General features: G+C 46.9%; 15 protein-coding genes. 12 read left to right on the forward strand and 3 right to left on the reverse strand.

From position 1 onward, the window contains the following. Positions 1–28: 28 nt before the first annotated feature. The 3 genes from R7P35_RS02920 to R7P35_RS02930 all read right to left on the reverse strand — a co-directional run bounded on the left by R7P35_RS02920 (position 29) and on the right by R7P35_RS02930 (position 3,269). Entirely contained in the window at positions 29–1,633 is a 1,605-nt protein-coding gene (locus R7P35_RS02920; protein WP_176311598.1) for a carboxyl transferase domain-containing protein, read from the reverse strand. A 25-nt stretch (positions 1,634–1,658) separates the two neighbouring features. Then, positions 1,659–2,828: an isovaleryl-CoA dehydrogenase gene (locus R7P35_RS02925; protein WP_005375766.1), complete on the reverse strand. Its 1,170-nt coding sequence runs from the start codon at positions 2,826–2,828 to the stop codon at positions 1,659–1,661. A gap of 66 nt (positions 2,829–2,894) precedes the next feature. Next, on the reverse strand, positions 2,895–3,269 hold the full coding sequence (locus R7P35_RS02930; RefSeq protein WP_017821195.1) for a MerR family transcriptional regulator: 375 nt from the start codon (positions 3,267–3,269) through the stop codon (positions 2,895–2,897). A gap of 275 nt (positions 3,270–3,544) precedes the next feature. Between R7P35_RS02930 and R7P35_RS02935 the strand changes: the two genes are divergently transcribed. From R7P35_RS02935 to cyoE, 12 genes are all read left to right on the forward strand, one after another. Then, positions 3,545–4,756, forward strand: a complete 1,212-nt coding sequence (locus tag R7P35_RS02935) for a thiolase family protein (RefSeq protein WP_005375769.1) — start codon at positions 3,545–3,547, stop codon at positions 4,754–4,756. Between the two features lie 23 nt (positions 4,757–4,779). Further along, on the forward strand, positions 4,780–6,273 hold the full coding sequence (locus R7P35_RS02940; RefSeq protein ID WP_005375771.1) for a CoA-acylating methylmalonate-semialdehyde dehydrogenase: 1,494 nt from the start codon (positions 4,780–4,782) through the stop codon (positions 6,271–6,273). A 19-nt stretch (positions 6,274–6,292) separates the two neighbouring features. Beyond that, positions 6,293–7,447 carry an acyl-CoA dehydrogenase family protein gene (locus R7P35_RS02945; RefSeq protein ID WP_005375772.1) on the forward strand — a complete coding sequence of 385 codons (1,155 nt, stop codon included), beginning with the start codon at positions 6,293–6,295 and terminating at the stop codon, positions 7,445–7,447. 38 nt (positions 7,448–7,485) lie between these two features. Next, entirely contained in the window at positions 7,486–8,271 is a 786-nt protein-coding gene (locus R7P35_RS02950; protein ID WP_005375773.1) for an enoyl-CoA hydratase, read from the forward strand. A gap of 8 nt (positions 8,272–8,279) precedes the next feature. After that, positions 8,280–9,419, forward strand: coding sequence for an enoyl-CoA hydratase/isomerase family protein (locus tag R7P35_RS02955; protein WP_054579006.1), 1,140 nt, complete (start codon positions 8,280–8,282; stop codon positions 9,417–9,419). 11 nt (positions 9,420–9,430) lie between these two features. Continuing rightward, positions 9,431–10,336 carry a 3-hydroxyisobutyrate dehydrogenase gene (gene mmsB, locus R7P35_RS02960; RefSeq protein ID WP_213904518.1) on the forward strand — a complete coding sequence of 302 codons (906 nt, stop codon included), beginning with the start codon at positions 9,431–9,433 and terminating at the stop codon, positions 10,334–10,336. A gap of 110 nt (positions 10,337–10,446) precedes the next feature. After that, on the forward strand, positions 10,447–11,205 hold the full coding sequence (locus R7P35_RS02965; protein WP_005375778.1) for an SDR family oxidoreductase: 759 nt from the start codon (positions 10,447–10,449) through the stop codon (positions 11,203–11,205). Positions 11,206–12,003: 798 nt separating this feature from the next. Next, positions 12,004–12,885 (forward strand): ubiquinol oxidase subunit II, encoded by an 882-nt coding sequence (gene cyoA / locus R7P35_RS02970; protein WP_005388604.1) that lies wholly within the window; start codon positions 12,004–12,006, stop codon positions 12,883–12,885. 5 nt (positions 12,886–12,890) lie between these two features. Beyond that, entirely contained in the window at positions 12,891–14,927 is a 2,037-nt protein-coding gene (gene cyoB, locus R7P35_RS02975) for a cytochrome o ubiquinol oxidase subunit I (protein ID WP_005375781.1), read from the forward strand. Then, entirely contained in the window at positions 14,917–15,519 is a 603-nt protein-coding gene (gene cyoC, locus R7P35_RS02980) for a cytochrome o ubiquinol oxidase subunit III (protein WP_213889785.1), read from the forward strand. Before cyoB ends, cyoC begins: the two co-directional genes overlap by 11 nt. Further along, the gene (gene cyoD / locus R7P35_RS02985; protein WP_005375783.1) at positions 15,519–15,830 is read left to right on the forward strand and encodes a cytochrome o ubiquinol oxidase subunit IV; all 312 of its coding nucleotides are present in this window, start codon (positions 15,519–15,521) and stop codon (positions 15,828–15,830) included. The genes cyoC and cyoD overlap by 1 nt, the downstream gene beginning before the upstream one ends. Beyond that, the gene (cyoE, locus tag R7P35_RS02990) at positions 15,791–16,705 is read left to right on the forward strand and encodes a heme o synthase (protein ID WP_033906955.1); all 915 of its coding nucleotides are present in this window, start codon (positions 15,791–15,793) and stop codon (positions 16,703–16,705) included. Before cyoD ends, cyoE begins: the two co-directional genes overlap by 40 nt. Positions 16,706–16,988 lie beyond the last annotated feature (283 nt).

The following is a 16,988-nucleotide window of genomic DNA, read 5'->3' on the forward strand; positions in this document are numbered from 1 at the left end:
CTAACTTCCTTAATTCATCTTTGGATGTTTACATTCTGAAGACGCCAAACTCGCTATCAGGAATGGGGGCGTTTAATGCTGCCATTAACGCTTGACTCAACACCTGACGCGTTTTTTTAGGGTCAATAATTCCGTCATCCCATAGCCGAGCACTCGCAAAATAGGGATGTCCTTGTGTTTCATACAAGTCTATGATCGATTCTCTAAAAATGTGCTCTTCTTGCTCTGACCACTCTTCCCCCTGACGTTCCTTCGCGTCTTTTCGAACTTGTGTTAAAACGCCTGCTGCTTGTTCTCCGCCCATAACAGAAATACGCGCGTTCGGCCACATCCACATCATGGTTGGATCATACGCTCGGCCGCACATGCCGTAATTACCAGCGCCGTACGATCCACCGATGATCACGGTAAACTTCGGCACGTCAGCACAAGCGACGGCCATCACTAGCTTGGCGCCATGTTTTGCGATGCCTTCTTCTTCAACCTTTTTTCCGACCATAAAGCCGGTAATGTTTTGGAGAAAGAGAAGCGGTGTTTTCCGTTTGGCGCACAGCTCAATAAAGTGCGCGCCTTTTTGTGCCGATTCAGAAAACAAGATACCGTTGTTTGCCACAATACCAATCAAGTGTCCTTGAATACGAGCGAAGCCACACACTAGCGTTCTGCCGTACAAGGCTTTGAATTCGTCGAAATCAGAATCATCGACGATGCGGGCAATAATTTCTCGAACGTCGAATGACAGTCGTAAGTTGGCATTCACAATTCCGTAGATTTCTTCTGCGTCGTAGCGGGGAGGAAGCACGGTGTTTTCTGGCTTAACAGGTCTTGTTCTATTGGCATTGGCAATGGCTTCTCTCGCAAGCATTAGGGCATGTTCATCATTTTCAGCGTAATAATCTGCGACACCAGATTTTCGACAATGCACGTCTGCACCGCCGAGCTCTTCACCCGTCACGACTTCGCCAGTGGCCGCTTTCACCAAAGGTGGCCCCGCCAAAAAAATGGTGCCTTGCTCTTTAACCATAATGGACACATCCGCCATGGCAGGTACGTACGCGCCCCCAGCAGTGCAAAGCCCCATCACAACAGCAACTTGGGGGATGCCTTTCGCCGACATTCTCGCTTGGTTAAAGAAAATGCGACCAAAGTGTTCTTTGTCGGGGAAGACGTCGGACTGATGAGGGAGATTTGCGCCACCGGAGTCCACCAAGTACACGCAGGGGAGTTGGCAACGTTGGGCAATCTCTTGCGCTCTAAGGTGTTTTTTTACCGTGAGTGGGTAGTAGGTTCCGCCTTTTACCGAAGCATCGTTGGCGATGACCATGCATTGAATCCCCTCTATGATACCAATGCCGGCGATAACGCCAGCGCAGGGGATCGCTTCGTCATACACTTGCCAGGCGGCAAACTGGCTGATTTCAAGAAAGTCAGTGTTGTCATCAAGCAAGCGCGCGATGCGTTCTCGTGCGGGGAGTTTTCCTTTTTGCCTCTGGTGCTGAATGGCTTTTTCACCGCCGCCCTGTTTGATGGTCTCGATGTGTTGATTAAGTTGAGTGACCAACGTTTCCATCGCAGCTTTATTGGAAAGAAATAACTCGTCAGTTGGCTTAGTTTTACTTTTGATAATGGCCATAATGACTTCCTTGTCGTATGTTCCGTTAGCGAGATTCTTCGAACAACTCTCGGCCTATTAACATGCGGCGAATCTCTGAGGTACCCGCGCCGATTTCATAAAGCTTTGCATCACGTAGCAAACGACCAGCAGGGTATTCATTGATGTAGCCATTCCCACCGAGCAGTTGTATTGCATCGAGTGCCATTTGTGTGGCGAGCTCTGCACTGTACAAAATCGCTCCTGCCGCATCTTTGCGTGTTGCGTTACCTCGATCACAAGCCGCTGCGACGGTATATACATACGCTTTTGCTGCACTCATTCGAGAGTACATATCGGCGATCTTGCCCTGAACTAACTGAAACTCGCCAATGGGTTTTCCAAACTGCTCTCGTTCATGTACGTACGGGACCACGATGTCCATGCAAGCTTGCATTATCCCGAGTGGTCCGGCAGCGAGGACGACGCGCTCGTAATCCAGCCCACTCATTAACACCTCGACGCCTTGATTCAACTCGCCAAGAATATTCTCTTTTGGCACTACGCAATGGTTAAATACAAGTTCGCAAGTATTCGAGCCTCTCATGCCTAGCTTGTCCAGCTTTTGAGCATGAGTGAAACCTGCGAAGTTACGTTCAATAATGAATGCGGTAATGCCACGTGAACCTGCGCTGACATCCGTTTTAGCGTAAAGCACCACTACGTCAGCATCGGGCCCGTTTGTTATCCACATTTTGTTGCCATTCAGTACAAAATGGTCGCCCTTGTTCTCCGCTTTCAGTTGCATGCTTATCACGTCTGAACCTGCATTGGGCTCACTCATCGCTAGGGCGCCAACGTGCGTACCATCAATGAGTTTTGGAAGGTATTTTTCACGTTGAGAAGGCGTGCCGTTACGAAAGATTTGGTTGACGCACAGGTTAGAATGAGCGCCGTAGCTTAAAGCGACAGACGCAGAGGCACGGCTGATTTCTTCCATGGCAACAACATGAGCGAGGTATCCCATGCCTGCACCACCAAGCTCTTCATCGACGGTCACACCAAGCAACCCCATTTCTCCCAACAAAGGCCATAAATGATTCGGGAACTGGTTATCGCGGTCTATCTCAGCGGCGATGGGCGCAATATGTTCCGTAGCAAAGGCATTAACGTGTTCTCGGAGCATATCGATGGTATCACCAAGTCCGAAATTGAGTGGGGTATAGGTGCTTTTCATAACGTCTCCCGGTATCAGAGGTAAGGTGGAAAAGCCTGTAGCGGTGTTGCTAATTGAGTATAGCGTTTATGTCTGCTTGCTTTTGAGTGTTTGAATACAACGCTCCTTAGCGGCATTCAACTCTGCCATAACGACGCTGATGTCGTTGAGTTGTTGCTGTAGGACGGCTTGTTTCTCTTCAATGATATTGAGCATTTTCAACAACTGTCCTTCGGTTTGTTGCATGTCGTAGAGCTCGAAAAGTTCACGAATTTCTGCCAACGAAAAACCGAGTCGTTTCCCTCTTAAAATCAGTTTGAGGCGAATTCTATCCCTGCGTTGATAAACGCGCATATTGCCTTTTCGCTCTGGTTCAATCAGACCCACGTCTTCATAAAACCGGATACTGCGAGTAGTAATATCAAACTCCTTGGCGAGGTCACTGATCTTGTATTTTTCCATAACATACTTACCTCGAATAAAAATCCAGTTTCTGGAAATCGAACCTTTAATGGGAAGGTCGAACATCAACTTTGAAATATAAACGCCTGCTTGGTGTGTTTTTTCATCTCATTGTAAAGGCTAGTGCTATGCTTACGTAAACGTCAAGAAATCGCGGAATGAAAGTTTGCTAGTGAAAAAGGCGATAAAGGCTGGTGCGGCGCTTGGTGAGTAATTCTATGTAGGGTGTCATCAGTCTGCCAAGTGTTCACATATACCTTAAGGGAATGCGAATCATGGGAAAAGACATCTGGATTGTCAGCGCGAAAAGAACGCCAATTGGGCGCTTTCAAGGCAAGTTGCAAACTTACTCTGCTCCTCAATTAGGCGCACTGGCGATCAAGGCGGCAATGCACGAAGTGAATGTGACTTCGGTGGATGAAGTGTTCATGGGATGTGTGCTTCCAGCAGGGTGTGGACAAGCTCCTGCGAGGCAAGCATCTATGGGGGCAGATCTTCCTTTGGGTGTAGGGTGCACCACCATTAACAAAGTGTGTGGCTCTGGCATGAAGAGCGTCATGTTAGCGCACGATCTCATTAAAGCTGGAACGATTCGCTCTGCCATTGCTGGTGGTATGGAAAGTATGACCAATGCGCCGTATTTGCTGAGGGAGGCGAGAAAGGGAATGCGTATGGGGCACCAGTCTGCGTATGACCACATGTTTCTCGATGGGCTACAAGATGCTTACGAAGGGCACTTAATGGGTGTTTATGCTCAGCAAGTCGCTGACAGGCTTAAGTTCACCAGAGAGCAAATGGATGAATGGGCCGTGATGTCGGCAAAACGTGCGTTGGAAGCTCAAGAGCGAGGCTTGTTTGCCGATGAACTTTCGCCGGTTTCACTCAATACCAAGTCAGAACAAGCGGTGCTGGACTACGATGAGCACCCACGCTCGATTGACCTTGGTAAAATTCCTCAACTCAAACCTGCATTCGATGAAAAAGGTACGGTGACCGCTGCTAATTCGAGTGCCATTTCAGATGGCGCGGCGGCTCTTGTGCTTATGGATGAAGACACTGCGCGTCATCAGGGGCTTAAACCACTTGCGATCATCAAGGCGCACTCTACACATGCCAGAAAACCTGCAGAATTTACTTTGGCACCCGTCTACGCAATTGAGCAACTGCTGTTCCAGCTAGATTGGTCAATTTATGAAGTGGACCTGTGGGAAATCAATGAAGCCTTTGCCGTTGTGACACAAATAGCGGTGGCGGAACTTGGACTAGATACGAGCAAAGTAAATATTAAAGGTGGAGCTTGTGCGCTTGGGCATCCGATAGGGGCTAGTGGCGCACGAATTCTGGTGACATTGATTCACAGTTTGCGTCAGCTACAAGCGCTAGGCACCAATGGTGATCTCGAAGCCAAAAAAGTGATGCGGGGTGTTGCGTCACTTTGTATCGGTGGTGGAGAAGCCACGGCGATAGGCATTGAAATACCGCTTTAATTGAAATTAGAAAGGAGTAAATGATGACTCGTTTGGTTCCCTTGTTTATTGGTGGCGAGTTTCGTGAATCTCAAACATCGGATTGGGTTGAGGTAACCAATCCCGCCACTAATGATGTCATTGCGTACGTTCCATGTTCCACAGAGCACGAGATGGAAGCCGCCATTGATAATGCGAAAGAGACATTCCAATCTTGGAAGGAAGTGGCAATATCCGAGCGTGCCCGAGTTATGCTGCGTTATCAGCACTTGCTCAAAGAGCATCATGATGAGCTTGCCACACTGCTTTCTCATGAAACGGGTAAGATTTTAGCGGATGCCAAAGGCGATGTGTGGCGTGGTATCGAGGTGGTTGAGCAGGCTGCAAACATTGCCAGCAATATTATGGGAGAAACCGTCGAAAACGTTGCCACGGATATTGATAGTTACTCAATGATTCAGCCCCTAGGTGTGTGTTGCGGCATTACGCCGTTTAACTTTCCAGCCATGATTCCGTTGTGGATGTTCCCAATCGCTATCGCTGCGGGCAATACGTTTGTGCTCAAACCCTCCGAACAAGTGCCATTGACCTCTATTCGTTTAGCTGAACTATTTGAGCAAGCTGGCGCGCCGAAAGGAGTGTTGCAGGTCGTTCATGGCCGCAAAGAGCAAGTCGACTTTCTTCTGGCTCATCCTGATATTCGAGCGGTGTCATTTGTTGGCTCGGTTCCCGTTGCCCGTTATATCTACACTACAGGGACTAAACATTTTAAACGGGTTCAAGCTTTTGCTGGTGCAAAGAATCACATGGTGATCATGCCTGATGCAAACAAAGATCAAGTGGTGAATAACCTAATCGGAGCCTCCGTAGGGGCTGCGGGGCAGCGTTGTATGGCAATTTCTGTTGCGGTATTTGTCGGCGATTCAAAACAATGGATTGCAGACCTGAAACTGGCGATGGCGAAAGTACACCCAGGGCCTTGGGATGATGAACAGGCTGCTTATGGCCCACTGATCAGTGAGCAAGCCAAGCAACGCGTATTGGACCTAATCGAAGATGGCAAACAACAAGGCGCAGTGTGTGAACTCGATGGCAGTCAGTGTGAAGTGGACGGCTTTCCCGGTGGAAACTGGATTGGCCCAACCTTGTTTAGCGGTGTAACAGCGAACATGTCGATTTACACGCAAGAGATATTTGGCCCTGTTTTAGTTTGTATGGAAGTCGAAACGTTGCAAGAGGCCATTGAGTTAGTGAATCGCAACCCTTACGGCAACGGAACTTCTATATTTACCGCTAATGGCGCTGCTGCGAGAAAATATCAGCATGACATTCAAGTCGGTCAAGTTGGGATTAATGTGCCAATTCCAGTCCCTTTACCATTTTTCTCCTTTACTGGTTGGAGAGGCAGTTTCTATGGTGATTTACATGCGTATGGTAAACAAGCGGTACGTTTTTATACCGAGACTAAAACGGTGACGGCACGTTGGTTTGATGACGATATTCCGACGGGGCCCAATCTGACCATCCAACTGCGCTGAGTGAATAAAAGGAGCTTTTATGGACTTTGAACTTAATGAAGATCAACGTGCATTTGCTGATACCGCTCAGCAATTTGCCGATGAGTGTTTAGCACCGATGGCGGCGGAGTGGGATGAAAAGCAGATCTTCCCCAAAGACGTATTGAGAGAGGCGGGGGAACTGGGGTTTCTCAGTCTCTACACTCCAGAAGCGCAAGGTGGCCTAGGGCTGAGTCGCTTGGATGCTTCAATTATCTTTGAACAACTGGCCATGGGATGTACGTCCACTACGGCGTTTATGACGATTCACAACATGGTCAGTTGGATGATAGCCAGTTTTGCTACCGATGAAGCCAAAACGCAGTTCTGTCCGAAATTGGTTACGGGGGAGTGGTTAGGCTCCTATTGCTTAACCGAGCCTAATGCGGGATCGGATGCCGCTTCGTTGGCCACAACCGCGAGCAAAAAAGGTGATACTTACGTGTTGAATGGTGGCAAAACCTTTATCTCTGGCGCAGGAGAGACAGATGTTTTGGTCGTGATGGCGCGAACCGGAGAAGCGGGTGCCAAAGGCGTGTCCGCATTTGTTATTCCTGCTCACGCTGATGGTATCAGCTATGGGCGCAAAGAACCCAAAATGGGTTGGAACAGCCAACCAACACGAGCGGTTACTTTTGAAAATGTCGTTATTCCAGCTAGCCATTTACTGGGCGAAGAAGGGCAAGGTTTTGTCTTTGCGATGAAAGGGCTTGATGGAGGGCGTATAAATATTGCGACCTGTTCCGTCGGTACGGCTCAACAGGCCCTTGAACGGGCGGCACGGTACATTCAAGAACGTAAGCAGTTCGGCAAGTCGCTTGCGCAGTTTCAAGCCTTACAATTCAAATTGGCAGACATGGCAACAGAGCTAGTGGCTGCGCGGCAGTTAGTGCGCTATGCCGCCAGTAAACTCGACCGAAATGACCCGGATGCCACGGCTTATTGCGCGATGGCAAAACGGTTCGCAACTGATGTGGGCTTTCAGGTTTGCGACCAAGCGCTGCAGCTTTATGGCGGCTATGGTTACATCAAAGAGTATCCAATGGAGCGTCATTTCAGAGATGTGCGTGTGCATCAAATTCTGGAGGGAACGAACGAAATCATGCGCTTGATCATCGCGCGCCGTTTGCTCTCTGAGGAATCGGCCTTGCTGTAGCGAAGTATTGGATTTGCTCATTGAGAAAGGATTCAGATATGCCATTAACCCAAACTGCCATTCAACATACGATCGCTAATCACGTTGCGCTGGTGACGATGAACAACCCGCCAGCCAATACGTGGACAGCAGAGAGTCTCAAGGCACTGAAATCGCTGATACTCACACTTAACGATGATAACCAGGTTTATTCACTGGTTTTAACTGGCAGTGGAGAAAAGTTTTTCTCTGCTGGTGCGGATCTCAAGTTGTTTTCTGACGGTGACAAAGCGGTTGCGTCAGACATGGCGCGATGCTTTGGTGAAGCCTTTGAAACGCTCTCGGAATTTCGTGGTGTTTCCATTGCCGCCATTAATGGTTACGCCATGGGCGGAGGGTTAGAAGTGGCATTAGCTTGTGATATTCGAGTCGTTGAAGAGCAAGCGGTACTTGCTTTACCAGAAGCCAAAGTCGGACTTTTGCCCTGTGCTGGTGGTACCCAAAACCTCACAGCGTTAGTGGGGGAAGGCTGGGCAAAGCGCATCATTTTATGTGGAGAGCAAGTCAGCGCTGACAAAGCAAAAGAACTAGGCCTAGTTGAGGAGTTGGTTCCCAAAGGCGAAGCTTTAAGTAAAGCGCTGGAGCTTGCTGAATCTGTTGCGAACCAGTCACCATCTTCTGTCGCCGCATGTAAGGCGCTCATTCAAAATATGCGCTCTGCGCCACTTAAGCACGGCTTAATGAAAGAGCGAGAGTTATTTCTGAATCTTTTTGATACGGAAGATCAAGTTGAGGGTGTTCGCGCCTTTTTAGAAAAACGCCCACCGCAATGGAAAAACCGATAGGAGGCCACATGGCAGGGATGGTAACCATTAGTGAAATAGAGTGCTTAGATGGCGTGCACCGCATTGGTATCGCAACGTTAGAAAACACCGCTTCATTGAATGCATTGACGTATGACATGTTGGTCCAACTCAACGATCAGCTTATCAAGTGGCAAGATGATCCACATATGGCTTGTGTGGTACTGACTGGCGCTGGAGAAAAAGCATTCTGTGCTGGTGGTGATGTTCGAGCTATGTATCACGTCATGCATAACGAGAGTAAAGAAAAAATCGTAGAGTTCTGTACGAACTATTTCTCGTTGGAGTATGAGTGTGACTATCTCATCCACACTTACAACAAACCCATTATCGGTTGGGGAGAAGGTATTGTCATGGGCGGTGGGATGGGGCTTTTTATGGGAACCAGCCATAAAGTTGTGACAACAACATCACGCCTTGCTATGCCAGAAATCAATATCGGACTGTATCCTGATGTGGGAGGTACGTGGTTTTTAAGCCAGATAGATCCGCAAGTGGGCTTATTCCTCGGATTGACAGGTTCAATGGTAAATTCAAGTGACGCTGTCACTATTGGTTTGGCCGATTGGTTACTGTTGGAAGAGCAGTATCCCACCTTACTGGATGAGCTAAAGCGGCTCCAGTGGGGCAAAGAAGACGCGAAAGAGTTGGTAACTGCACTACTACAGTTAATGGAAGAACAAGTTATTGATAGCAAACCAACCACGCAAATTTGTCCATACTTAGATCAGATAGAGGAAGCGTGCAAAGGCTTTGATCTTAATGCGATAGCACAGCGAATCATGACTATCGAAGGGAATAGCCAGTGGATAGAAAACGCGAAACAAACGTTCGCATCGGGCAGTCCGATCACCGCGCATATTTGCTTTAGACAAGTGAAAGAGTACCACAGCTTACCGCTTGCAGATTGCTTCCGTTTAGAGTTGAGTTTGTCGGTTCGCAGTGCCTTATTAGGTGAGTTTAAAGAGGGCGTCCGTTCTCGGCTCATTGACCGGGATGGCGAGCCGAGCTGGATGTTTAACAGTGTCAGTGAAGTCGATGAAGATGTTATCGATACTTTGTTTACCTCGCTTTGGTCGGATAACGAGCATCCGCTTGCTAATTTGGGTGAACAAACACTAGGTCAATAAGGAGAATGATCATGAGTACCATCGCATTTATCGGTTTAGGAAGAATGGGGCATCCTATGGCGCAAAACTTACTCGCGTCTGGATTTAACGTGCAAGTATTCGATGTCGATAGCGAAGCCGCAAAGCAACTAGTACCTTTTGGTGCGGTGGTGGCGAGCTCTATCGAAGAGGTAGTAGATGGTGCTAGCACAGTCATCACGATGCTACCAGCAGGGTCTCACGTTCGTTCCGTGTATCTTGGTGACTTACACGGCGGCGTAGGTGTCCTCAATCTTGTCTCGCCAAGTACCTTGATGATTGATTGTTCAACCATTGATCCGGACTCTGCGCGATTAGTCGCCAATGAAGCGGCAAATAAACGTGTGTTGTTTGTCGACGCGCCCGTTTCGGGAGGCGTTGCTGGCGCGAAAGCGGCGACATTAACCTTTATTGTTGGTGGTTCGGATCAAGCGTTTTCTAAAGCCAATGCGATTTTGCAGTATATGGGAAAAAATGTTTTCCATGCTGGCAAAGCAGGCGATGGTCAAATGGCGAAAATCTGTAACAACCTTATGCTCGGCATTTTAATGTCTGGTACGTGCGAGGCATTAAACCTAGGTATCGATCATGGACTCGATCCAAAAGTGCTATCAAACATCATGCTGCAAAGCTCTGGCCGAAATTGGGCATTGGATCTTTACAATCCTTGCCCAGGTGTGATGGACAGTGCGCCAGCCAGTCACGATTACCAGCCGGGCTTTATGAGCAAACTCATGCTAAAAGATCTCGGCTTGGGGTTAGATGCGGCGTTACAAACACATTCTTCGGTTCCGATGGGGTCGTTAGCGCGCAACTTATATTCTTTCCACAACGCGAGCGGCCACGGCGAGCTCGATTTCTCAAGCTTATTTGAGTTATACAAGAGTAAGAAAGGCTAGACCGAGTTTTGTGACAAACCAGCCCGAGATGGTGACCTAAAACGCGCATCATTTCGGCCAACTTAGACTGGTTGAGATAGAGAACATTACGAGCTATGGAGTGCACCAATATGGACATAAAAAGTAGTGTTATTGCCATTACAGGAGCAGGGCAGGGGCTTGGGCAAATGATGGCCATTACCCTTGCTCAAGCTGGCGCTGATTTAGCGTTGTTGGATGTAAACGCCAGTGGCTTAATGGAAACACAAGAGCAGTGTCGAATGCTGAGTGCGAAAGCGTTGACATATCAAGTGGATGTCACCAACGAAATCGATGTTGAAACCACGTTTGAAGCGATTATCCAAGATTTTGGTCAACTCAATGGGTTAGTCAATAATGCTGGCGTATTAAGAGATGGGTTACTTGTAAAAGCAAAAGATGGCGTGATCAGTAAGATGTCTTTGGATCAATTCAATTTGGTCATGAACGTTAACGTGACAGGAACATTTTTGTGTGGGCGTGAAGCTGCCGTCAAGATGATTGAGAGTGGCTCCCAAGGCGTTATCATCAATATTTCTAGTGTTGCGAGAGCAGGGAATATCGGACAAACCAATTATTCTGCGTCAAAAGCGGCGGTCGCGACCATGGCGACAACATGGGCTCGTGAGCTCGCAAGATACGGTATTCGCGCGGCGGCGGTTGCACCAGGTGTAGTTCATACCGCGATGGCAGAGCAAATGAAACCCGAAGCCATAGAGCGATTAGAAAAGATGATCCCAGTTGGCAGGATGGGCGAAACAAGCGAAATCGCGCATGCAGTAAAATACATTATTGAGAGTGATTACTTTACTGGCAGGGTTTTAGAAGTGGATGGCGGCATTCGTATGTAAGTGATCACTGAAATAAGGCTCTGATAGACCTGAATAATAAGTCTCTTTCCATTTCAACATTTTCTATGTTGTGGAGTGCTAATTCTGCGCAACCCAAATGTATTTACAACTTATGTTTGGATTTACCTTGAGAATGATTTCTCACAATCCAATAAAGAGATGTAAATACCACTCAAATATTAAGTGAAATCATTAATTTGATGCTGGTCACACTTTTTGTTTTTTAGTTTCCGCTTCTCATTAAGGCTATCTGCATAAATGAAGTTGATAGTCAGTCTCATTAATTTTAAGTTTCAACTGTTTGTTTTTAAATAATTAATTGTTGAAGCACGAGAAATTCGTGTTGAGGTTAATATTCGATTTAAAGTGTGTAACTTCCATTAATGGAAGGTTAGTTTCCAGTTGTGGCTAATGAGCTTTAACTTTTTACTCCTCATAATGCGCCAAATGTAACATAGTGTTTCAAAGTGTAACAATAAACTCACACTAAGAGTGTGGTTTTGATCTCCACTCAATTCCGTTTTGTTTCGCTCTGAGCCCGACGTTACTCATGCTCAACACATAAACATTCTAATGACTATAACAACTGGTTCTTGGCTTGGTACCAATCGTATCGTAGTAAATAACGGTTCATTCTAGCTGGTTAAATGCTTGATGACGAAGTTGAAAAATTGTAAGTAGAATAACTGCTTATCGAAGTTTCTTCTTGTTCTCATACATTACCTCTGCGCAATTTGTGAGCTCTTATTTACTTTGATTGGCATCTGCTTTGAAACCAGACAACCATCGAGAAAGTTAATGGAAGCCTCAAGATATAAACGCATCTTGTCGAGGGGAAGTTTGGCGTCCGTCATACTTATGCTCTCAGGATGTAATTCAGCTTTACTTGACCCCAAAGGTGCCATTGGTGTGCAAGAAAAAGAGTTAATTATTACTGCTCTTTTGCTGATGTTGATCGTTGTAATCCCTGTGATTTTAATGACGATTTACTTCGCTTACCGATACCGCGCCTCTAATACTGAAGAAGAGTACGCACCCGAGTGGTCACACTCGACCAAAATCGAAGTGGTGGTATGGACAATTCCAATCATCATCATTGCGATTCTTGCGACGATCACATGGCGTTCGACTCATGAACTAGAGCCATCCAAACCTTTGGAAAGTGATGTTAAACCAATGACCATCGAAGTGGTGTCACTCGATTGGAAATGGTTGTTCATCTATCCAGAGGAAAACATTGCGACGGTGAACTATGTGGCGTTCCCGAAAGACGTGCCAGTGCAGTTCAAACTGACTTCGGACAACATCATGAACGCGTTTTTCATCCCTCGCTTAGGTACACAGATCTACGCGATGCCAGGAATGGTAACCAAGCTCAACCTCATAGCGAACCACGAAGGTGACTATAAGGGTTTTGCATCGAACTACAGCGGCGAAGGCTTTTCGCAAATGAAGTTCACAGCTTCAGCAATGTCTGATCGTGCTGCGTTCCTAAATTGGGTGCAGAAAGTGAAGGCGAGCCCTGATCGTATTGAAGATTGGGAGCAATACAGCTCACTGGCAGCGCCAAGTATCGCAGAGCCAGTCACTTTGTTCTCTAGCGTTCCTCCGTTCTTGTTCACCGACGTTGTGACTCAGCATCCTGGTTCAATGAACTGTTTGCCTGAAAACCAAGGATAATCGTAATGTTTGGAAGATTAACTCTTGATTCAGTTCCATTCCACGAACCTATTATCGTCATCACCCTAGCGGTTGTGGCGCTGGTTGGTTTAGCCGTAGTTTACGCGGTGACCAAAGCCGGAAAGTGGCAATATTTGTGGAATGAATGGTTTACTTCAGTAGACCATAAAAAACTTGGCTTCATGTACATCGCAGTAGCGATGGTGATGCTTGTTCGTGGTTTTGCTGACGCAGTCATGATGCGTAGTCAGCAACTCCTTTCTTCTGCGGGTGAAGCAGGTTACTTGCCACCGCATCACTACGATCAAATTTTTACTGCCCACGGCGTGATCATGATCTTTTTTGTAGCGATGCCATTGGTCATTGGTTTGATGAACATCATCGTGCCATTGCAGATTGGTGCGCGTGACGTAGCTTTCCCGTATCTGAATAACTTGAGCTTCTGGCTGTTTGTTGTTGGTGTCATCCTAACAAACATGTCTCTCGGCTTAGGTGAATTTGGTCGTACAGGTTGGCTAGCGTATCCGCCGCTTTCAGGTATTGAGGCAAGCCCAGGAGTCGGGGTCGACTATTGGATTTGGGCGCTGCAGATATCAGGTGTTGGTACGACGTTAACAGGCGTGAACTTCTTCGCGACCATTTTGCGTATGCGTACTCCGTCTATGCCAATGATGAAGATGCCAGTTTTCACTTGGGCGTCTCTGTGTGCAAACATTTTGATCATCATTTCATTCCCAATCCTAACGGTGACTATCGCTCTGCTAACGCTGGATAGATACCTAGGCATGCACTTCTTTACCAATGATCTTGGCGGCAACGTAATGATGTACGTCAACCTGATTTGGGCTTGGGGTCACCCAGAAGTGTACATTTTGATCTTGCCAATTTTTGGTGTGTTCTCAGAAGTCACCGCAACCTTCTCACGTAAAAAGTTGTTCGGTTACACATCGCTAGTTTGGGCTACCGTAGTTATCACGATTCTTGCCTTTGTTGTTTGGCTACACCACTTCTTTACGATGGGGTCTGGCGCGAACGTAAATGCCTTCTTCGGTATTGCCACGATGATCATTTCTATCCCAACAGGGGTGAAGATCTTCAACTGGCTATTCACCATGTACAAAGGCCGCATCCGCTTTACGACGCCAATGATGTGGACGGTGGGTTTCCTGATCACCTTTACTGTTGGTGGTATGACGGGCGTACTAATGGCTGTTCCGGGTGCAGATTTCGTTCTGCATAACTCAGTATTCCTTATCGCTCACTTCCACAACGTTATCATCGGTGGTGTGGTGTTTGGATGTTTCGCTGCGATCACTTACTGGTTCCCGAAAGCGACCGGTTTCACCATGAATGAAACTTGGGGCAAACGTGCGTTCTATCTTTGGATTATTGGTTTCTTAATGGCGTTCCTACCGCTTTATGCGCTGGGCTTTATGGGGATGACTCGTCGTTTAAGCCAAGACATCAACCCAGAATACTTCCCACTGTTGTCGATTGCCGCAGCAGGTACGGTTGTGATTGCGCTGGGCGTATTGTCTCAGTTCATCCAAATTTACGTGAGTATCCGTGACCGCGAGCAAAATCGTGATTTAACTGGTGACCCGTGGGGTGGACGTACTCTTGAGTGGGCAACATCGTCTCCACCGCCGTTCTACAACTTTGCGCACCTACCAAAAGGTGATGTGCTGGATGCCTTCTGGTACCAGAAACAAAGTGGCGAGTTCGATCCAACTAAAGAAGTGGAATACGAACGTATTCATATGCCAAAAAACACGGCAACAGGCATCTACGTGTCGGCTTGGTCGCTCCTATTTGGCTTCGGCATGATTTGGTACATCTGGTGGCTAGCGGCGGCAAGTTTGGTCGGTATTATCGTGACGTGTATTCAGCATAGCTATAACGATGATGTGGATTACTACGTGGAAGTTGAAGAGATCAAAGCAATTGAGGCCGAACGTCGAGCTCAGCTTGAAGAAGCGAAGAAAAACTCAGTGAAAGACAGCGAAAGTAAAGATGATCTGGAGGTGACGTATGCAAACTAATATCGCAGCACATCACGACCATGATCACCACCATGGCACGAATGGCAACAAGCTATTTGGCTTCTGGGTTTACCTGATGAGTGACTGTGTACTGTTTGCGACCTTGTTCGCGACATACGCTGTGCTGTCGAGCAATTCAATTGCGGGCCCAACAGGTAAAGACATTTTTGAACTCCCATTCGTGTTTGTCGAAACCATGCTGCTTCTGTTTAGCAGTATCACATTTGGTTTTGGCATTATCGCGATGAAGCGCAACAACGTTGCTGGTCTCAAACGTTGGATGTTAGTCACGTTCGCGCTTGGTCTTGGCTTTATCTGTATGGAGGTCTATGAGTTCCATCACCTGATTGAAGAAGGCTATGGGCCACAAACAAGTGCATTCCTATCGGCATTCTTTACGTTGGTTGGTACGCACGGCCTGCACGTAACCTTTGGTCTGATTTGGTTAGCGGTAGCGTATCATCAACTGTCGACGAAAGGTCTGAACGACAATATGGCAATGCGCTTTAACTGCTTAAGCCTATTCTGGCACTTTCTAGATATCGTTTGGATTTGTGTCTTTACCATCGTTTACTTACTGGGGGTAATGTAATGGATCAACATGTAGAAACCAGTTCGTCAGATTACGTGAAAGGCTTTATTGCCTCACTGATTCTGACGGTAATTCCGTTCTACTTTGTTTGGACGAAATCATTACCAGATACAACGACCTATGCGATTCTATTTGGATGTGCATTAGTGCAGATATTTGTTCACTTTAAATACTTCTTGCACATGGAAACAAAAACATCCGACGGACGTTGGAACCTTGTATCACTGATGTTTACCGCCATTGTTGTACTTATCCTTATCGCTGGCTCGGTATGGATCATCTACAACATGAACGTCAACATGAAGTTGTAGGTCAAGGTATGCTGAAAAGTTATTTGTCTATCACTAAACCGGGCATTATTTTCGGCAACCTGATTTCTGTTGCGGCGGGGTTCTTCCTCGCCGCAAAAACAGAACCAGCCAGTCTAATGTTGTTCGTTACGACGTTAGTTGGTGTTGGGTTAGTCATCGCTTCAGGTTGTGTGGTGAATAATATTTTCGATCGTGATATCGACCAAAAGATGGCACGTACACGAAATCGTGAAACAGTGAAAGGCAACATCAATATCGATATTGCGTTTGTTTATGCACTTGCATTATTGCTGGTAGGAACCGCACTGTTATTTATCCGAGTGAACCCACTATCCGCTGTCGTCGTGTTGCTTGGCTACGTGTATTACGTGTTCTTTTACACGATGTGGTACAAACGTAACTCGGTGTATGGGACCTTAGTGGGAAGTATCTCAGGCGCAGTTCCGCCATTGGTGGGTTACTTAGCGGTAACAAACTTCATTAGCTTGGAAGCGATTTTACTCTTTACCATGTTCTGTCTCTGGCAAATGCCGCACTCGTATGCCATTGCCATGTTCCGCATGCAAGACTACCGAGAAGCCGGGATTCCCGTATTGCCAGTTAAAGAGGGCATTCATAAAGCGCATCGACACATGAAAGCGTATGTCGTGGCTTTTGGAGCAGCATCATTGGGGTTATTTTTACTAGGTGAAGCCGGGTATGAATACTTAGCAGTTGCAGCGGTTGTTTGCTTTATGTGGACGAAAGTGACCTTTCGCAGCATTGATGACAACAACTACATCGCTTGGTCAAAGTCGGTGTTTAAAGTCTCACTGCTAGTGGTGATGGGGATCAGTGGTGTGCTTGGCGTCGAGTTGATTCCTCTAGCTCTGTAATAACCAAACCTAAGCGTTTGCTACGCGCTAATATCTTTTGCTGCTGAATGCATGAATGACCTTACCTAGAAGTAAGGTCATTTCACTTTCTATTGTCCTTTATTTTCACTGTTTTTCCTGTTCCTCCTCTAGCTTCACTATCACGTATTCATATCTAAAAGCAAAAACAACCAGTGTGTAAAACATAGTGAAGCACGTTTCCGCTGACGCGTAATAATGCCAAGAAATAGCGACTTTTAAGCTAAAAAGTATAAACAGCGCAATAACTCTACTTACCATATGA

The sequence above is a fragment of the Vibrio sp. Vb0304 genome (genome assembly GCF_033338995.1).
Classification (GTDB): domain Bacteria; phylum Pseudomonadota; class Gammaproteobacteria; order Enterobacterales; family Vibrionaceae; genus Vibrio; species Vibrio alginolyticus.